Consider the following 17,688-nt stretch of genomic DNA (forward strand, 5'->3'; position numbering starts at 1 on the left):
GTCCCCAAGGCCGTGGAGGTGGCCCCGGCCGCGACCAGGGACGCTGCTGCCGGGTGGGGATCCCCCCACGGCCCCTGGACCAGGGGCAGCAGGGGGCAGCAGTCATAGAGCCATACCCGCCCGGCGCCGGCCGGAGATCACTGCTCGCGCAGTGGAATCGACACGTACGACGGGTCGTTCGCCGGTGAGGAGAAGGTCAGCCGTGCGCCGGACGGGTTGTGCTCGATGTAGAGCGGGTCGACCGTGTCGACGACCAGGGCGAGTCGATGCCCTGCCGGGACGTCGTAGGCCGTGGAGTACAACTCCAGGTCGACGGCGAACGGCTTTCCGGGCGTACGCCCGTGGAAGGTGTACGGCGCGTTGCTGACCAGCTTGCCGAGGCCGAGCGGGCCCACGTCGTACAAGTAGGCGACGAGGGTGCCGCTCTCCTTGGTCGGGGTGACGGTGGTGTGCAACTTCGCGGTGCCGCGCACGCGTTGGGGCGTTGCGTACTTCTCCGACTGCCATACGCCCGCCCAGAGCCGGGGGATCGGCGGGATCGAGGCCATCGGGGGCACGTGGGCCACCTGGTCGAGGATGCTGGACAGGAAGACGACCCCGCCGTCCGCGCCCGAGTTGACGTTGGTGTGGATCGTGGTCGTGCCGGCGAGGGCGATCTTCTTGTTCGTCGCGCCGACCGACTTCCAGTCCGGATAGCCCTCGTAGCCGCCCGTGGAACGGGACTTGAGCTGGACGGGCAGCTCGCGGTTGATGCCGTTGTCCTCGCCCTTGAGGTAGTGGTCGAACCAGCGCTCGGTGTCCGTCCACACGTCGTTGGGCAGGCCGAACAGGCCGGTCAGCTCGGCGGTGGCGTGGTCGCCGGGGCGGAACTCCAGCCGCTTGGGGCCGGTCAGCTTCTCGTAGAAGTCCGCGTACTGGTTGGGCGGGAAGATCGTGTCGCCCCAGGCGTTGGCCATCATGACCGCGGCGCCGTTCTTGTTCAGTTGGTCCACGTATGTAGCGGCCGAACGTTTCTTCCCCCAATTGATCATGTCCTGTTCCTTGGACAGGTTGGAGGCGTAGAAGTCGTTGAAGATCTGCCGGACTTCGGCGCTCTGGCGGCCGGTGACCAGGCTCGCGCCGTCCAGTAGTGCGGCCGCCTGGACGTGCTGGGTGCGGCCGGAGTAGATCGAGCCGATGAGGTCGGCCCAGCCGCTGAGGGCGGCGACCGCCTTGACCCGTTTGTCGTGCGCGGCGGTCAGCAGGCTGATGCCGGCGCCGTACGAGACGCCTGCCATGCCGATGTGGCCCGCGTCGGCAGGGGTGTTGGCGAGCGCCCAGTCGATCACCCTGGACGCGTCGGCTATGTCTGGCGGGCCCGCCACTTCTATCTCGCCGCCCGACTGCCAGAAGCCGCGCACGTTGTAACTGACCACGACATAGCCCGAGTCCGCGAGCTTCTGCGCCTGCGCGAAGTACTCGACCTGGGGCAGGCCCCAGCTCGTGGGCAGGACGAGCAGCGGGTAGCGGCGGCTGCCGTCGGCGCCGGCCGGCGTGATGACGTTCGCCTTGAGGGTGGTGCCGCCGTCGCCGCTGATGTCGACGAAGCGGACGCTGTTCGGGGCCGCCTGTGCGGCGGGGGCGAGCCCGAGGGCGCTACCGGCGATCAGTGTCGCGGAGACGGCGCCCACGGCGGTCGTACGCAGGGCCTTGCGATGGTGTCCCACGGGTCACTCCTCACTCGTGTCAGTGCAAAGTGACCGAACGGTAACCGTGGCCCCTTACCGCAAGTAACCTGTCGGTAAGTTACGTGACGGTAACGATTGCCGGAATGTGGTGAACCTCAGGAGGCGCGGTGGGTATTGCGCGTAGCCGCCGCCGGTGTCGGCAGGGGGGCCTGGGCCGCCCTGGTGACATCCGCGACCAGCTCCACCACATCCGGGCCGTAGGCCTGCGAGTTGACCACCTTCAGCAACAGGACGAAGGAGCCGGTGCCGTGCTTGCGGGTGAGCCGCTCGTGGTTGCGGGCGAGGTAGCGGGTGGCGGCCTGGTTGGTGATCGCGGTCTGTCCGCAGAAGAGGAAGACGGGGCGGGGGCCCTGGCTCTCGCCGACGGTGAGCCGGGCGAGGAGCGCGTACTCCTCCTTGCCCACCTCCACCCGGTAGCGCTCGGAACCGACCTGCAAAGCACCCCGGTCGGGGCCGGGCTCGGCGTCGACGTTCACCCGCACCCCCGGCAGCAGGGAAGCCAGGTGCGCCATCATGCGGCGGTTCGACGCCGGGCCGCCCACGCAGAACTCGGTGCGCTCGCCGAAGCCCTGGCGTGCCGCGTCGTGCGGGACGATCTGGGCGTGGGCGTTGCAGTCCTTGATGAGGGCGGCGAGTTCGAGGAGCGCGAACACGTCGTAGCGCATCACCGTCAGCTCGGGTCCGCCGGCGCCGCGGTTGACCACCAGCAAGGACTCGGCGTTGTCGGGCAGCCCGAAGAAGGCCTGCTTGCGGCGGAGTTTCCGCTTCCACAGGTAGGTGCGGGTGAGCCAGCCCAGTCCGGCGCTGACGGCCGCCGCGACCACGCCCAGCACGATGTTGCGTACGTCGTCATTCATGGGCGCGCATGGTAGCGGGCCAACACAAACCCGTGTTCGAGCCGAGCCTCGGCGCGGTCCGGCTGACGGGGGCATGCCGATCGCATTAGGCTGCCCGGACGGTCCCTGACTGGAGGTGCGGATGCGTCGCCCTGTCGCGCGCAAACTGTCGGTCCTGGCGGTCTCGGCCGCCGTGGTGTCGGTGGGGGCCGCAGCGCCACCCGCCCCCGAGAGCACGGCAGTCGAGAAGGTTCCCGTCGCCGTCGGCTACGGCGGCGCGGTGTCGAGCGTCGACGCGGACGCCTCCGCGGCCGGCATCGAGGTCCTGCGCAACGGCGGCAACGCCGTCGACGCCGCCGTGGCCACGGCCGCCGCGCTCGGCGTCACCGAGCCCTACTCGGCCGGCATCGGCGGAGGCGGCTACTTCGTCTACTACGACGCCAAGTCCCGTACGGTGCGGACCATCGACGGCCGTGAGACCGCGCCGCTGACCGCGGACTCCGGCCTGTTCGTGGAGAACGGCACGGCGATCCCCTTCGCGGAGGCCGTCAGCAGCGGCCTCAGTGTCGGCACGCCGGGCACGCCCGCCACCTGGCAGAAGGCGCTGGACCAGTGGGGGAGCAAGCGGCTCGGCACGCTGCTGAAGCCCGCCGAGCGGCTCGCCCGGAACGGCTTCACCGTCGACGGCACCTTCCGCGACCAGACCGCCGCGAACGAGGCCCGGTTCCGCTACTTCCCGGACACCGCGAGGCTGTTCCTCCCGAACGGGAGGCTCCCGGTCGTCGGCTCCACCTTCAAGAACCCCGATCTCGCCCGCACCTACGCCGAGTTGGCCGGGAAGGGCGTCGGCACGCTCTACCGCGGCGATCTCGCCGAGGACATCGTCGACACGGTCAACCACCCGCCCGTCGACCCCGGTTCCGGCTGGAACGCCCGTCCCGGCGACCTGACCGCCAAGGACCTGGCCACCTACCGCACCAAGTCGCAGGCGCCCACCAGGACCTCGTACGAGGGTCTCGGCGTCTACTCCATGGCTCCCTCCTCCTCCGGCGGCACGACGGTCGGCGAGGCGCTCAACATCCTGGAGAACACCGACCTCTCCAAGGCGAGCGAGGTCCAGTACCTGCACCGCTACATCGAGGCCAGCCGTATCGCCTTCGCCGACCGCGGGCGCTGGGTCGGCGACCCGGCCTTCGAGGACGTACCGACGAAGGAGCTGCTGTCGCAGCGGTACGCCGACTCGCGGGAGTGCCTGATCAAGGACGACGCGGTGCTGACCAGCCCGGTCGCGCCGGGCGATCCGCGCAACCCGGCGGCCTGCGACGCGAGCGGCACGGCGGCACCGACCACCTACGAGGGCGACAGCACGACCCACCTCACGGTGGCCGACAAGTGGGGCAACGTCGTCTCGTACACGCTCACCATCGAGCAGACCGGCGGCAGCGGCATCACGGTCCCGGGCCGCGGCTTCATCCTCAACAACGAGCTGACGGACTTCTCCTTCACCCCGGCGAGCCCCGACGTCCACGACCCGAACCTGCCGGGGCCGGGCAAGCGGCCGCGCTCGTCGATGTCGCCGACGATCGTCCTCGACCAGCACCACAAGCCCGTCGTGGCGCTCGGTTCACCCGGTGGCGCGACCATCATCACGACCGTTCTACAGACCCTGACCGGCTTCCTGGACCGGGGCCTGCCGCTCGTCGACGCGATCGCCGCGCCCCGCGCCAGCCAGCGCAACCAGACCACCACCGAACTCGAACCGGGCCTGTACAACAGCCCGTTGCGGGCCCAGCTGGAGGCCATCGGGCACGGCTTCCGGCTCAACCCGGAGATCGGCGCGGCGACGGGCGTACAGCGGCTGCCGAACGGCAAGTGGCTGGCGGCCGCCGAGACGGTACGGCGGGGCGGCGGCTCGGCGATGGTGGTGCGCCCGGCGCCGTAGGCCCCGGCCGGAACGTCACCACCGGGAGCCGGTAGGTCACGAACGTCACCACCGGGAGCCGGTAGGTCACAACTCGGGGGCGGGCGGCAGCTCTTCCGCACGGAAGGTGAGCCGTCCGTCCTGCACGTCCACCGTCACCCGGCCGCCCTCGCCGATCCGGCCGTCCAGGAGCAGCCGGGAGAGCTGGTTGTCGACTTCCTTCTGGATGGTGCGGCGCAGCGGGCGGGCGCCGTACTCGCGCTGGTAGCCGCGCTCGGAGAGCCAGTCGACGGCCGTGCCGGTGAAGTCGACCGAGACGCCCTGGGCATGCAGCAGCCGCCGGGTCTGGTCCAGCATCAGGTTGGTGATCTGCTGCAACTGGTCCGGGGTCAGCTGGCGGAAGACGACCACTTCGTCGATGCGGTTGAGGAACTCGGGCCGGAAGTGCTCGCGCAGCGGCCGCAGGACCCGCTCGCGCCGCGCCTCCTCGTCGGCCTCCTCGCCCCCCGAGCCGAACCCGATCCCGGCGCCGCCCCGGCTGATCGCGTCCGAGCCCAGGTTGCTGGTCATGACGATGACCGTGTTGGTGAAGTCCACCGTGCGGCCCTGGGAGTCGGTCAGCCGCCCGTCGTCCAGGACCTGGAGCAGGATGTTGAAGACGTCCGGGTGGGCCTTCTCGACCTCGTCGAGCAGCAGCAGCGAGTACGGGTGCCGGCGCACCACCTCGGTGAGCTGACCGGCCTCCTCGTGGCCGACATAGCCGGGCGGGGCGCCGATCAGACGGCTCACGGTGTGCCGTTCCTGGTACTCGCTCATGTCCAGGCGGACCATGCGCTCCTCGCTGCCGAACAGCGCCTCGGCGAGCGCCCGGGCCAGCTCGGTCTTGCCGACGCCGGTCGGGCCGAGGAAGAGGAAGCTGCCGATCGGCCGGTCGGGGCTCGCCAGTCCGGCCCGCGAGCGCAGCACCGCGTCGGAGACGACGCGCACCGCCTCGTTCTGGCCGATGACCCGCTCGTGCAGATGCTCCTCCAGGCCGAGCAGCCGGTCCTTCTCCTCCTCGGTGAGGCTGCTCACCGGGATGCCGGTCTGCCGGGACACGACCTCCGCGATGGCCTCGGTGGTGACCTCCAGGTGGAGCCCCTCGTCGACCTCCTCGGTGCCGGACGCGTCCGCGATGCGCTGCTTCAACTCGACGATACGGTCGCGCAGTTGGGTCGCCTGCTCGTACTGCTCGTCGGCGACCGCCTGGTCCTTGTCCCGGTACAGCTGCTCGACCTCGCGCTCCATGGCCCGGACGTCCGTGCCCTTGGTCCGCGCGCGCAGCCGTACCCGGGCGCCCGCCTGGTCGATCAGGTCGATCGCCTTGTCCGGCAGGCGGCGGTCGGTGAGGTAGCGGTCCGACAGTTCCACGGCGGCCACGAGCGCCTCGTCGGTGTAGCGGACCTGGTGGTGGGCCTCGTAGCGGTCGCGCAGGCCGCGCAGGATCTCGATCGCGTCGGCGGCGGTCGGCTCGGGGACCAGGATCGGCTGGAAGCGGCGGGAGAGCGCCGCGTCCTTCTCGATCCTGCGGTACTCCTCCAGCGTGGTCGCGCCCACGATGTGCAGCTCGCCGCGCGCGAGGGCCGGCTTGAGGATGTTCCCCGCGTCCATGGACCCGCCCTCGCCGCCGCCTCCGGCGCCCACGACGGTGTGCAACTCGTCGATGAAGACGATCAGTTGGTCGGAGTGGGAGCGGATCTCGCCCACGATGTTGTTGAGCCGCTCCTCGAAGTCACCCCGGTAGCGGGTGCCCGCGACCACGCCCGTCAGGTCCAGCGCGACCACCCGGCGGCCGCCGAGGATGTCGGGCACGTCGCCGTCGGCGATCCGCTGGGCCAGGCCCTCCACGATCGCCGTCTTGCCGACGCCCGCGTCACCGATCAGCACGGGGTTGTTCTTGCCGCGCCGGGAGAGCACCTCGATGGTCTGCTCGATCTCCTCGTCACGGCCGATCACCGGGTCGATACGGCCTCTGCGGGCGAGGTCGGTGAGATCGCGGCCGTACTTGTCGAGGGTGGGCGTACCGGAGTCGACGCGCGGCCGCTGGTCGATGCGGGGCCGGGGATCGGAGGCGTCCGAGGCCTCGGACGGCCCGCCGGAGGGGGCGAACCGGGCCGCGTTGAGGATGTGCCCGGCCGCGGAGTCGGGGTTCGCGGCGAGGGCGCTGAGCACGTGCTCCGGGCCGATGTATCCGGTGCCGCGCGCCCGGGCCAGGTCGTGCGCGTCCAGCAGGGCGCGCTTGGCGGCCGGGGTGAGGGAGAGCGACGTCGGCGGCGGGACCTCGCCCGGCGGGTGCTGGACGGGGCCCGACCGCTCGTCGATCTCCGTCGCCAGCGAGTCGGGGTCCGCGCCGGCCCGGCTGAGCAGACTCCGGGTCGGCTCGGCGGACAGCGCGGCGCGCAGCAGATGCTGGGTGTCCAGGTCGCGGCTGCCGTGCTCGGCGGCGTACTGCGCGGCGCCCCGCACCAGCTCGCGGGCCGGCTGGCTGAGCAGGCGGCCGATGTCGATCTGCCGGGGGCCGGGGCGCGGTCCGCCGAAGAAGCGGGCGAGGAATTCTCCGAAGGGGTCGTAGTCTTCCGGACCACCATTGAAGCCGCTGGTCATGGCGTTCCCATCCGGCGTCCCTGCGCGGGCAGGGTCGCCCTCGCTGATCGGCGTGCCGGGGCCGGGTAACCGGGTTCGGGCACGCTCATGCCACGATGGCACGTTCTGGCCCAGGGGGCATGTGCAGGAACACCCGGACTTCGACCGCTTCGCACCGCTTGCGGCCGTCGGGTGCGCGTGGCAGGGCGCAATCCGGCGTGACCTCCTCAGCCGTTCGCCCGACGGCCGCCGGGGTCCGCTGACGGCCCGCCGGGGCGCAGCATCTGGCTCCTGGCCAGGTCGCGGTAGAGGGGGTTGCGGGTCAGCAGGTCCTCGTGGCGTCCGCAGGCGGCGCTGCGGCCCTCGTGCAGCACGACGATGTGGTCGGCGTGCTGCACGGTGGACAGGCGGTGGGCGATGACCAGCAGAGCGCACTCCTGGGCGATCTCTTTCATCACCGTGGTCAGCGCCGCCTCGTTGATCGCGTCCAGGTGGGAGGTGGGCTCGTCCAGCAGGAGCAGCGCGGGGCGGGCGAGCAGGGCCCGGGCCAGGGCGACGCGTTGGCGTTCGCCGCCCGAGAGGGTGCCGCCGCGTTCGCCGATGACGGCGTTCAGACCGCCGGGCAGCCGGTCGACGAGCTCCTCCAGCCGGGCCAGCGCGAGGACCCGCCGGATCTCCGCCTCCGGGGCGTCGGGCACGGCGTAGGTGATGTTCTCCCGCAGGGTGCCGTGTACGACGTGGGTGTTCTGGTCCACCACGGCGATGCGCCGGCGGCAGGCGTCGCGGCCGAGTTCGGCGGCGGGCCGCCCGTCGAACAGCACGGTTCCCGCGTCCGGTTCGTAGAACCCCGACACCAGCGCGAAGACGGTGCTCTTGCCGGCTCCCGAGGGCCCCACCAGGGCCACGTGCCGGTGGTGGGGGACGGCGAAGGACACGCCGGAGAGCACCGGTCGGCCCGGCGTGTAGCCGAACCGGACGTCGTGCAGCGCGAGCGCGAGCCGGTCGGCGGGGACGGACGGGACGGGCCGGGGACGGGGGCGGGCCTGCTCGACCGACGGCCCCGTGTGTTCCACGGGAAGGCGCAGCGCCTGGTCGACGCGCCGGTAGGCGCCCATGCCGCGCTGGATCAGCCCCACCGCGTGGAACACCGAGGACAGCGGCAGAACGAGGTACGAGGCGTACAGCAGGAACGCGACGAGGTCGCCGAGCGATCCGGCGTGACCGCTGACGCGCAGGCCCCCGACGACCAGGACGATGAGGAAGGAGCCCTGGACGGCGAGTTCGACGGCGGGACTCATGACGGACGCGAGCTTCGCGGTGCGTACTCCCGCGTCGTAGGCCTCCTCGACCCGGGCCCCGATACGGGCCGCCTCGCGGTCCTCGGCGCGGTGCACACGGACCATGGGCAGGGCGCCCAGAGCGCGTTCCAGGTCCGCGGCGACGGCACCGACCGAGTCCTGGATGCGCTCGGAGGCGCGCCGGATGCCCTGGAGCAGCGAGGTGACCACGGCGGCCGCGACGGCCACGGTGAGCGCGACCAGAAGCAGCAGCAACGGGTCGAGCCAGGCCATCAGGACCAGCGCTCCGGCGGCGATGAGGCTTCCGGTCACCAGGTCGACCAGGGACTGCGAGACGACCTCGCGCAACAGGGTCGTGTCGGCGGTGACCCGGGAGATGAGGTCGCCGCTGCGGTGGCGGTCGTACTCCCGCATCTCCAGCCGGAGCAGGCGCCCCACCAGGCCGATCCGGAGCTGGCGTACGACGCCCTCGCCCATCCGCTCCAGCAGGAAGCGTCCCGCCGAGCCGATCGCCGCTTCGACGAGGAACAGTGCGCCGAGCAGGGCCAGCAGCGGCCAGATGACCTGTCCGCGACCGCTCGCGTCCACGGCGTGCCGGGCCACGAGCGGCTGGGCGAGCCCCAGGGCGGAGCTGGCCAGGGTCAGGGCGGTGGCCGCGGCGACGGCGACCCGGTGTCCGGCGGTGAGCCGGTACAGCGTGGCCACCGCCGCGGGGGTCGACCTGTCCTCGCGGCCGGGCTCACGCGGCCCGGCGTCCGCGGCCGTGGTGCCGGTCACCGGCCCGGCCTTCGCAGCGCCACCCTCGCTCGTCGGCCCAGCGCCCGCAACGGCCCCGTCGCTCATCGGCCGGCCGGCTCGACGGCCACCAGCCGGGCGAAGTAGCCGTCCGGTACACCCTCGCCGACGGGGTGGCCCTCCGTCTCGATCCAGGCGTGCGCGGTGAAGGGCGGGACGACGCGGACCCCGGCGCACCACGTCGGCCACGTTCCCTGGAGCCGGCACAGCAATGTGGCCCCCAGGGAACGCGGCAGGCACCCTTTCGGCCCGGTACAGCGCAGGCTGACGGCGCACATGGCGTCCCGCGCGGCCTGGGCCTGCGTGGTGGTGGCGGGCGCGGCCCCGCGGCGCAGGACACCGAGGACGGCGCGGATGCGGCGGGGCGGCAGCAGGGCGAGCGCGACGGCGGGGAGCAGCACGAGGCGGGCGGCCAGACGGCGGCCGAGCGGCACACCGGTGGGGCGTTCCAGTGCGCTGGGTGTCGTCATGAGGCCAGCCCCGCCTCGCGCAGGTGCCCGACGAGCGCCTCGACGTCCTGCTGGGCCTGTGCCCGGTCGATGTCGAACTCGCGGACCAGGGCGGCGGCCGCGTCCGCCTCCTCGCCGCCGTCGAGCAGGGTGCGTACCACCAGGGTGGCGGTCGGGTTCAACTCCCAGTAGGTTCCGGCCTGTTCGTCCAGCAGGACGGTGCCGTAGTCGGTCTCGGCCGTGGAGACGTGTGCGTCGAACCGCAAGGGCATGCGCTCGCCTTTCTGACGCGGTGCGGGTTATCGGGGAGTGTGGGCACGGCTGCGGGGCAGCCCCCGCAGCCACACCTCGGCGGCGATCGTGGAGTAGAGGATGGCGTCGGACAGGCCGGGGGAGGCGGGCCGCAGGGCGAGGCGGCGCAGCTCGGCGCCGTCCACCAGGCCGAGCGACGCCAGCCGGGAGTCCTCCCACAGCGCCAGCAGGTCGGCGCGGTGGTCGCGCAGTCCGTTGGCGGCGTCCATCGAGGCCGCGGCCTTGGTGGTGCGCCGCAGACAGGCCTCGGGCACCAGGCCGCTCATCGCGGCCGTCAGCACCGGCTTGTACGCCCACGGCGTGACGCGCTCGACGGGGCGTACGGCCAGACACGCCTCGATGACGCGGTCGTCGAGGAAGGGATGGGCCATCGGCAGACCGGCGCGGGCCGCCATCCGGTCCCACTGGCGGATGACACGTGTGGTCGAGCGGATCTGCTCCAGGTCCGCATGCATCCCCCGGTCCGGATGCAGCGGTGCCACCGTCGCCGCGGCGTCGAGCAGCGCCCGGCCCGCCAGCCGTTCGGCGTCCGGGGTCGCCCAGCCGAACAGCCGCGGAGCCATGCCCCAGCCGAGCCCGGTGGCCACGGAGGAGGGCGACGGATCGCGCAGCCGGTCCGCCGCGTCGGCGAGCCACCTGCCGTACGGCCGGGAGTCCGCGAGGGCGCGGGCCGTACCGCCGAGCGGCCAGCGCCACAGGGCCCGGAACCCACGCAGCTGCCGCAGGGCGAACAGCGGCCGGGTGCGCAGCAGGCGGTGGTAGTAGGCCTCGGAGCACCAGGCCACGTGGTCGCCGCCGATGCCGGTCAGATGCAGCCGACTGCCGCGTGCGCCGAGGACCGGCAGGTGGTGCAGGACCCGGGAGCGGTCCATGACGCCGATGGTGGGCTCGTCGAGGAGGTCGTCGATGCCGAGCAGGTCCTCGTAGACCAGCGGTGAGGCGTCCGCGTCCCAGATGACGTGGTCGACGTCCGGGAGGTGCCCCGCGGCCAGCTCGGCCCAGTACAGGTCGGTGTCCGCCGGATCGCGGCCCGGCCAGGTGCTGGCCACCACGCGGGCGGGGGAGCGGTCGGCGAGGAAGCAGACGGAGGTGGAGTCCAGCCCGCCGGACAGGTCGCAGCTGACCACGCCGCCCTGCTGGGTCCGTGCGTTGACGGCTTCCTGGAGCGCCGTCCGGATCAGCGGCGCCGACTCGGCGAGGGACCGGACCGGCTCCGGCGGTGTCCACCAGCGGGTGTGCCGTACGGAGCGCCCGTCCGCGGCGATGATCAGGGCGTCCTGCGGGGGCACGGCGGTGACCGGGCGCCACAGGGAGGTCTCGAACAGGGGGTAGGGGGCCGGCCACAGCAGCCGGACGGCCAGCTCCTGCGGATCGGGGTCGAGGCCGAGGGCGGCGGCGAGCGTGTCGGCACGGGTGGCGGCCACCCGTACGCCGTCGATCTCCGCGTGGAAGACCAGCCGCAGGCCCGAGGCGGTGCCCTGGACCCGGACCTGTCCGTCGAGGGCGGCGACGAGGTGGAAGCTGCCGGGGAGGGAGCGGGCCAGCGCGTCGAGCTCCGCGAGGTCCCTCAGCCGTGCGGCCCTGCGCCGCAGTTCGCCCGCCTCGACGGGGCCGTTGCCGATGACCGCGAGGGCGGCCTCACCGGCGCTCGCCGTGACGATGTCCTCGTCGTGCCAGCGGCCGACCAGCCAGGGTCGGCCCGACGCGTGGGTGAGGGTGCGGTAGCCGGGCGGGGCGAAGGAGCGGGCCACGGCGGCCGCGTCCTCGCAGTCGGTGAAGACCGCGAAGTCCGCGTCGCCGGGGCCCGTCCCCGCACTTTCGTGCAGTTCAGTCATGACGTCGGGTCAGTGCCGTCGCCCGTCAGTTCTTGCTCAGGATCAGCCGGTCGCGGCCGTTGCGTGCCAGGAGCCCCGTCTCCTTGCGGAACGTACCGAGCCTGACGAGCGTCGGTGCTTCGTATGCCTTCTTCATGACTTCTCCTTCACTGCGGGTGGTGTCCCAGTCCCCGGGCGGGGACCGGACGCAGCACCAGCTAGCTGCGGAAGGTGAGGGTGAGGCAAGGTGCAGCACGAAAGTATGACGGTATGAAAAGGCAGATGACTCCGGCCTGGGATCGGCGCACGTGCCCGACTTGAGGCGTCCCGCCTGTCGGCGGTTTTGCGTGTGCATGTGCGAAGAAACGTTCCCAGGTGTGGCTCTCCGTGGCGGCGCGCGCCGTGCACGAGGACCGGGCGGGGGAGCCTCCGGGGCGCACTGCACGGCCGTCGGTGCGCACCATGTTCGGCGGGCGCAGGGCCCGGCGGGCGGTGTGGTCAGAGGGCTTCCCGGGCGGTGAGAACGCGCGGTCCCGCGTCGGTGATCGCCACCGTGTGCTCCACGTGCGCCGCCCGGGAGCCGTCGTTCGTGCGCAGGGTCCAGCCGTCCGGGGCCGCGTGGTAGTCGTCCTTGCCGCTCGCGACGAGCATCGGCTCGATGGCGAGGACCAGGCCGTGCCGCAGGGGCATGCCCCGGCCCGGGCGGCCCTCGTTCGGTACCGACGGATCCTCGTGCATCTTGCGGCCGATGCCGTGCCCGCCGAACCCGTCCGGGATGCCGTACCCGGCCGTCCGGCACACCGAGCCGATCGCGTGGGCGATGTCGCCGATGCGGTTGCCGACCACGGCCGCCTCGATGCCGGCCGTCAGCGCGCGTTCCGCCGTCTCGATGAGGCGTACGTCGGCCGGGCGCGGCGTGCCGACCGTGAAGCTGATCGCCGAGTCGCCCGCCCAGCCGCCCAGTTCGGCGCCGCAGTCGATGGAGACCAGGTCGCCGTCGCGCAGGCGGTACCCGGTCGGGATGCCGTGCACGATCGCGTCGTTCACCGAGGTGCAGATGACGGCGGGGAAGGGGACGGGGGCGAAGGAGGGGCGGTAGCCGAGGAACGGGGAGGTCGCTCCCGCCGCGCGCAGCACCTCGCGCGCCACCTCGTCCAGCTCCAGCAGGGATACCCCCACGTCAGCGACCTTCCGCACGGCCGTGAGGGCCTGCCCCACGACCTGCCCCGCCTCGTACATCGCATCGATCGACGTGTCCGTCTTCAGTTCCACCATGCCAATTACTATACCGGTATTTGAATGGGGGGACGCGCGCTGGGGGCGGTATTAGAATGGGCGCCATGGTGCGCACCCCTCTCACCCCCGAAGAGCGTGAACGCGGCGAGCGGCTCGGCCGGCTGCTCCGCGAGGCCCGCGGCGGCCGCAGCATGACGGAGGTCGCGGCGAGTGCCGGCATCTCCGCCGAGACGCTGCGCAAGATCGAGACCGGCCGGGCGCCGACACCGGCCTTCTTCACGGTGGCCGCGCTCGCGCACGCCCTCGGCCTGTCGATGGATGAGATCGCCGGGCGCTGCACACCGGTCACCGAGGCCGCCGCCTGAGGGGCCGGGCCGCCGCGCACGTCACGTTCTGGCAGCCGCGGCGCACTCTGCGTCCATTCGGAAAACTCCCCGTAGCCCGTTCGTAACATGACTGGTGTTGCCTAACGGACCGGAGTACTCCGGTCTGGCGGGAGTTGGGCGATGTCAGTGGATCAACTCCCGGCCCGGGTACGGGAGTTCGTGAACTACCTGGACGGCCTTGTGGCGCGCCTGGACCAGGGCGGCGGCTGGTGCGGGGTGTTCTGGCAGCGCGACCCGGAGGGAATGCAGGCCTGCCTCGACGGACGCGAAGTACCGCCCTGGGACGTGGTGGAGGCACTCCTGCACGACCTCGCCGGCCAGTACGGCCCCGGCGGCGCCGCCCCCGAGACGGAACGCGCCCGCGCCCTGCACACCGCCGCCCTCGCCGCCTATGACGCCCGGCCCGGCGCCCGCGACGCCCTCGGTGACCGCCTCGACGTCATGCTCCGCGAACAGCGGTACGCCGCCGAACGCCAGGCGGAACTGGGTCGTTCACTCGCCTCGGCCGGCAGTCAGGAGCAGGCCGACGCCATCCGCCTCGACCTCGCCTGGGCCCGCGACGACCACGAACGCGCGACCGCCCGCTGCGCCGAACTCCGCACCCGGATGGCCGCCCTGGACCGCCGGACGGCGAGCGCACGGGGGCAGGCGATAGGTCGGGAGCGGGAGCGGGAGCAGGTGGGGGAGGGGGGCGTCTTCCGGGCCGACGACGGGTTCGGGGGTGCCGCGTCCGGCGGTGGCCGGTTCGGTGACGGCCGGTTCGGGCACGACGGGGTTGGCCACGACGGGGTTGGCCACGGCGGCGCAGGGCGCGGCCGGTTCGGCGACGACGAGTTCACGGGCAGCGGGCCCGGCGACGACCGAACCGGCGGTGACGGCGTCGGGCACGGCCGGTCCGATGACGGTGGCTTCCGACGCGGCCCGTCCGGTCACGATGGCTTCCGAAGTGACCGCCCCACCGGCGAGCGGTTCGGTGCCGAGGCGTCCGCGGTCGACGGTACGCAGCCGAATCAGGCCGGTCACTCCGGCGAGGGCAGCCAGAACACGCCGGGTCAGCGCGCCGCGCGGCCGGCCGCCGGGACGACCTCCTGGGCAGCCGGGGAGCAGGGGAACGCCGCCTCCGGGGCGACGGGTCGGCCGGACGCGCGGGGGACGCGCAAACGCCGCCGAGGCAGTGCCCGCTTCGCCGGGATCGGCGAGGAGGACGCGGCCCCCGTCGTCGTACCGCCTGCCGCCGCGCCCGCCCTGCCTACGCTCCCCACCCTCCCCGCCCAGCCCGTCACCGGCCGCCGTACTCCGCGCGGCGCACGGTTCGCCGGGGCCGCGGTCGAGGCGCCCGCGATGCCGGCGGCGCCGCAGGCCGAGCCGATGGACGTGGCGGATCGGCGGGAGGTCCTCGGGACCGTGGAGACGCTGGTGCGGCTGCGCGGCGAGGGGCGCAGCGGCGAGGCGCACGCGCTGCTCGTCGAGGCCGCGTACTGGCCCGCCGTACGCATTCCGCTGCTCGCCGCGGAGATGCAGCGCGCCGGGCTCGGGGCCGACTGGGCGAGCCTGCTGTGGGAGGCCGCCTCGCTGCCCGCCGAGCGGCTCGTCGCCGCCGCCGACGCGCTGACCGCGGCGGGGCGCGCCGAGGACGGGGAGCAGATCCTGCGGCAGGGCGTGGGGCGGCCCGCGCACGAGATCGGGCAGGCCGTCCTGGCGCTGGCCGGCGAGGGGCGGCACCGCGAGGTCCGCGCCCTGCTCGACGCGTACGTCCGCGTGCGCACGCCGGAGGAGGCCGCCCGCAGCGCCGCGCCCGATCCGAGGACGCTCGTACCGCTGCTGCTGGCGGCTGCCCAGGGCGTCTCGGACGAGTGCCGGTGGGATCTCGTCCACGCCCTGCGGGTGGCGGGCCACACGGCCTGAGCCGCCGGGAGCAGGGGGTGTGACACCCCCTGGACACCCCCTCCCACCGGCCCCATCCGTCACCCTCAGGAGTGTGAAACGTGATCGACTCTGCGGGTTAACGACGATGGTCTTGGCAAGGCTGTTCCGGGGGCTTACTTTCGAGCCTCTACGGCCCCCCTCTACGGGCGTAGAGGCTCTGACGTCCCGTCGAAGGAGCAGCTCATGGCCAACGTCGTACGTGCCGCTCTGGTCCAGGCCACCTGGACCGGCGACACCGAGTCCATGGTGGCGAAGCACGAGGAGCACGCCCGCGAGGCGGCCCGCCAGGGTGCCAGGATCATCGGGTTCCAGGAAGTCTTCAACGCGCCCTACTTCTGTCAGGTCCAGGAACCCGAGCACTACAACTGGGCCGAGCCGGTCCCCGACGGGCCGACCGTACGGCGTATGCAGGAGCTGGCCCGCGAGACGGGCATGGTGGTCGTCGTCCCCGTCTTCGAGGTGGAGCAGTCCGGCTTCTACTACAACACCGCCGCCGTGATCGACGCCGACGGCACCTTCCTCGGCAAGTACCGCAAGCACCACATCCCGCAGGTCAAGGGCTTCTGGGAGAAGTACTACTTCAAGCCGGGCAACATCGGCTGGCCCGTCTTCGACACCGCCGTGGGCAAGGTGGGTGTCTACATCTGCTACGACCGTCACTTCCCGGAGGGCTGGCGGCAACTCGGTCTCAACGGGGCCCAGTTGGTCTACAACCCGTCGGCCACGTCACGCGGTCTGTCCGCCTACCTGTGGCAGCTGGAGCAGCCCGCGGCGGCCGTCGCCAACGAGTACTTCGTGGCCGCGATCAACCGGGTCGGGCAGGAGCCGTACGGCGACAACGACTTCTACGGGACGAGCTATTTCGTCGACCCGCGTGGGCAGGTTGTCGGGGAGGTCGCCAGCGACAAGAGCGAGGAACTCGTCGTCCGCGACCTCGACTTCGACGTGATCGAAGAAGTGCGGCAGCAGTGGGCCTTCTACCGCGACCGCCGCCCCGACGCCTACGAAGGACTGGTGCAACCGTGACCAAGGACCTGCTGGGACGCCATCACGCCGTCATGCCGGACTGGCTCGCCCTCTACTACGAGGAGCCGCTGGAGATCACCCACGGCGAGGGCCGCCACGTGTGGGACGTCGAGGGCAACCGGTACCTCGACTTCTTCGGCGGCATCCTGACGACGATGACCGCGCACGCGCTGCCCGAGGTGACGAAGGCGGTGAGCGAGCAGGCCGGGCGGATCATCCACTCCTCGACCCTGTACCTCAACCGGCCGATGGTGGAACTCGCCGAGCGCGTCGCCCAGTTGAGCGGTATCCCGGACGCCCGTGTCTTCTTCACCACCTCCGGCACCGAGGCCAACGACACCGCCCTGCTGCTCGCCACCACCTACCGGCAGAGCAACACGATCCTCGCGATGCGCAACAGCTACCACGGCCGCTCCTTCAGCGCGGTCGGCATCACCGGCAACCGTGGCTGGTCCCCGACCTCGCTGTCGCCGCTGCAGACGCTGTACGTCCACGGCGGAGTGCGCACACGCGGGCCGTACGCGCAGCTGAGCGATGACGACTTCATCGCGGCCTGCGTCGACGACCTCAAGGACATCCTCGGCCACACCCGTCCGCCCGCGGCCCTCATCGCCGAGCCCATCCAGGGCGTCGGCGGCTTCACGTCCGGCCCGGACGGCCTGTACGCCGCCTTCCGCGAGGTGCTCGCCGAGCACGGCGTCCTGTGGATCGCCGACGAGGTGCAGACCGGCTGGGGCCGCACCGGCGACCACTTCTGGGGCTGGCAGGCGCACGGGCAGTCCGGTCCGCCGGACATCCTGACCTTCGCCAAGGGTATCGGCAACGGCATGTCCATCGGCGGGGTCGTCGCCCGCGCCGACATCATGAACTGCCTGGACTCCAACAGCATCTCCACCTTCGGCGGCACCCAGATCACTATGGCGGCCGGCCTCGCCAACCTGTCCTACCTGCTGGATCACGACCTCCAGGGCAACGCCCGGCGCGTCGGCGGGCTGCTCGTCGAACGGCTGCGGGCCGCCGCCACGCACGTGCCCCACGTCCGGGAGGTACGCGGCCGGGGCCTGATGCTGGGCATCGAGATCACCCGGCCCGGCACGGACGAGGCCGACCCGGCCGCCGCGTCGGCCGTGCTGGAAGCGGCCCGCGAGGGCGGCCTCCTCATCGGCAAGGGAGGCGGCCACAACACCACCTCCCTGCGCATCGCCCCGCCCCTGTCCCTCACCGTCGCGGAGGCCGAGGAAGGCGCCGCGATCCTCGAGAACGCTCTGAGGAGCCTCTAGCAGGACCCGAGCGAGTACCTGAGTGAGTACCTCAGTGAGACCCGAGTAAGGGAACACCGC

At 72.3% G+C, this 17,688-nt stretch carries 14 protein-coding genes; 5 read left to right on the forward strand and 9 right to left on the reverse strand.

Going from position 1 to position 17,688, the window contains the following annotated elements; translation table 11 throughout:
• Positions 1 to 137 precede the first annotated feature (137 nt).
• Together ABIE67_RS37960 and ABIE67_RS37965 are read right to left on the reverse strand one after the other, a co-directional pair.
• Positions 138 to 1,706 carry a CocE/NonD family hydrolase gene (locus tag ABIE67_RS37960; RefSeq protein WP_370266057.1) on the reverse strand — a complete coding sequence of 523 codons (1,569 nt, stop codon included), beginning with the start codon at positions 1,704 to 1,706 and terminating at the stop codon, positions 138 to 140.
• Positions 1,707 to 1,822: 116 nt separating this feature from the next.
• Positions 1,823 to 2,584 (reverse strand): hypothetical protein, encoded by a 762-nt coding sequence (locus tag ABIE67_RS37965; RefSeq protein ID WP_370266058.1) that lies wholly within the window; start codon positions 2,582 to 2,584, stop codon positions 1,823 to 1,825.
• 121 nt (positions 2,585 to 2,705) lie between these two features.
• Here ABIE67_RS37965 and ggt point away from each other — a divergent pair, with 121 nt between their 5' ends.
• Positions 2,706 to 4,505, forward strand: a complete 1,800-nt coding sequence (ggt, locus tag ABIE67_RS37970; protein ID WP_370266059.1) for a gamma-glutamyltransferase — start codon at positions 2,706 to 2,708, stop codon at positions 4,503 to 4,505.
• A gap of 66 nt (positions 4,506 to 4,571) precedes the next feature.
• Here the strand turns inward: ggt and ABIE67_RS37975 are convergent, their stop codons facing one another.
• The 7 genes from ABIE67_RS37975 to map all read right to left on the reverse strand — a co-directional run bounded on the left by ABIE67_RS37975 (position 4,572) and on the right by map (position 13,049).
• Complete coding sequence (locus ABIE67_RS37975; protein ID WP_370266060.1) at positions 4,572 to 7,127, reverse strand: ATP-dependent Clp protease ATP-binding subunit; 2,556 nt, start codon at positions 7,125 to 7,127, stop codon at positions 4,572 to 4,574.
• Between the two features lie 206 nt (positions 7,128 to 7,333).
• Positions 7,334 to 9,181, reverse strand: coding sequence for an ABC transporter ATP-binding protein (locus tag ABIE67_RS37980; protein WP_370266061.1), 1,848 nt, complete (start codon positions 9,179 to 9,181; stop codon positions 7,334 to 7,336).
• 62 nt (positions 9,182 to 9,243) lie between these two features.
• A complete protein-coding gene (locus ABIE67_RS37985; protein WP_370266062.1) occupies positions 9,244 to 9,669 on the reverse strand; it encodes a lasso peptide biosynthesis B2 protein in 426 nt (141 codons plus the stop codon).
• On the reverse strand, positions 9,666 to 9,920 hold the full coding sequence (locus ABIE67_RS37990) for a lasso peptide biosynthesis PqqD family chaperone (RefSeq protein WP_370266063.1): 255 nt from the start codon (positions 9,918 to 9,920) through the stop codon (positions 9,666 to 9,668). Before ABIE67_RS37990 ends, ABIE67_RS37985 begins: the two co-directional genes overlap by 4 nt.
• A 27-nt stretch (positions 9,921 to 9,947) precedes the next feature.
• The gene (locus tag ABIE67_RS37995) at positions 9,948 to 11,795 is read right to left on the reverse strand and encodes a lasso peptide isopeptide bond-forming cyclase (protein WP_370266064.1); all 1,848 of its coding nucleotides are present in this window, start codon (positions 11,793 to 11,795) and stop codon (positions 9,948 to 9,950) included.
• Between the two features lie 25 nt (positions 11,796 to 11,820).
• Positions 11,821 to 11,931, reverse strand: coding sequence for a keywimysin-related RiPP (locus tag ABIE67_RS38000; RefSeq protein ID WP_370266065.1), 111 nt, complete (start codon positions 11,929 to 11,931; stop codon positions 11,821 to 11,823).
• A 341-nt stretch (positions 11,932 to 12,272) separates the two neighbouring features.
• The gene (gene map / locus ABIE67_RS38005) at positions 12,273 to 13,049 is read right to left on the reverse strand and encodes a type I methionyl aminopeptidase (protein WP_370266066.1); all 777 of its coding nucleotides are present in this window, start codon (positions 13,047 to 13,049) and stop codon (positions 12,273 to 12,275) included.
• 65 nt (positions 13,050 to 13,114) lie between these two features.
• Between map and ABIE67_RS38010 the strand changes: the two genes are divergently transcribed.
• From ABIE67_RS38010 to ABIE67_RS38025, 4 genes are all read left to right on the forward strand, one after another.
• Positions 13,115 to 13,375, forward strand: a complete 261-nt coding sequence (locus ABIE67_RS38010; protein WP_370266067.1) for a helix-turn-helix domain-containing protein — start codon at positions 13,115 to 13,117, stop codon at positions 13,373 to 13,375.
• Between the two features lie 141 nt (positions 13,376 to 13,516).
• Entirely contained in the window at positions 13,517 to 15,301 is a 1,785-nt protein-coding gene (locus ABIE67_RS38015; RefSeq protein ID WP_370266068.1) for a hypothetical protein, read from the forward strand.
• Between the two features lie 204 nt (positions 15,302 to 15,505).
• The gene (locus ABIE67_RS38020; protein WP_370266069.1) at positions 15,506 to 16,348 is read left to right on the forward strand and encodes a nitrilase-related carbon-nitrogen hydrolase; all 843 of its coding nucleotides are present in this window, start codon (positions 15,506 to 15,508) and stop codon (positions 16,346 to 16,348) included.
• Positions 16,345 to 17,628, forward strand: coding sequence for an aspartate aminotransferase family protein (locus tag ABIE67_RS38025; protein WP_370266070.1), 1,284 nt, complete (start codon positions 16,345 to 16,347; stop codon positions 17,626 to 17,628). Before ABIE67_RS38020 ends, ABIE67_RS38025 begins: the two co-directional genes overlap by 4 nt.
• Positions 17,629 to 17,688: the final 60 nt, after the last annotated feature.

This window comes from Streptomyces sp. V4I8 (genome assembly GCF_041261225.1).
Lineage (GTDB): Bacteria > Actinomycetota > Actinomycetes > Streptomycetales > Streptomycetaceae > Streptomyces.

Bases quoted from the DNA above. Each gene is read 5' to 3' on its own strand.
- ABIE67_RS38015 (WP_370266068.1), top strand. From the start codon at position 13,517: ATGTCAGTGGATCAACTCCCGGCCCGGGTACGGGAGTTCGTGAACTAC.
- ABIE67_RS37965 (WP_370266058.1), bottom strand. From the start codon at position 2,584: ATGAATGACGACGTACGCAACATCGTGCTGGGCGTGGTCGCGGCGGCC.
- ABIE67_RS37975 (WP_370266060.1), bottom strand. From the start codon at position 7,127: ATGACCAGCGGCTTCAATGGTGGTCCGGAAGACTACGACCCCTTCGGA.
- map (WP_370266066.1), bottom strand. From the start codon at position 13,049: ATGGTGGAACTGAAGACGGACACGTCGATCGATGCGATGTACGAGGCG.
- ABIE67_RS37990 (WP_370266063.1), bottom strand. From the start codon at position 9,920: ATGCCCTTGCGGTTCGACGCACACGTCTCCACGGCCGAGACCGACTAC.
- ABIE67_RS38000 (WP_370266065.1), bottom strand. From the start codon at position 11,931: ATGAAGAAGGCATACGAAGCACCGACGCTCGTCAGGCTCGGTACGTTC.
- ABIE67_RS37985 (WP_370266062.1), bottom strand. From the start codon at position 9,669: ATGACGACACCCAGCGCACTGGAACGCCCCACCGGTGTGCCGCTCGGC.
- ABIE67_RS38020 (WP_370266069.1), top strand. From the start codon at position 15,506: ATGGCCAACGTCGTACGTGCCGCTCTGGTCCAGGCCACCTGGACCGGC.
- ABIE67_RS38010 (WP_370266067.1), top strand. From the start codon at position 13,115: ATGGTGCGCACCCCTCTCACCCCCGAAGAGCGTGAACGCGGCGAGCGG.
- ABIE67_RS37995 (WP_370266064.1), bottom strand. From the start codon at position 11,795: ATGACTGAACTGCACGAAAGTGCGGGGACGGGCCCCGGCGACGCGGAC.
- ggt (WP_370266059.1), top strand. From the start codon at position 2,706: ATGCGTCGCCCTGTCGCGCGCAAACTGTCGGTCCTGGCGGTCTCGGCC.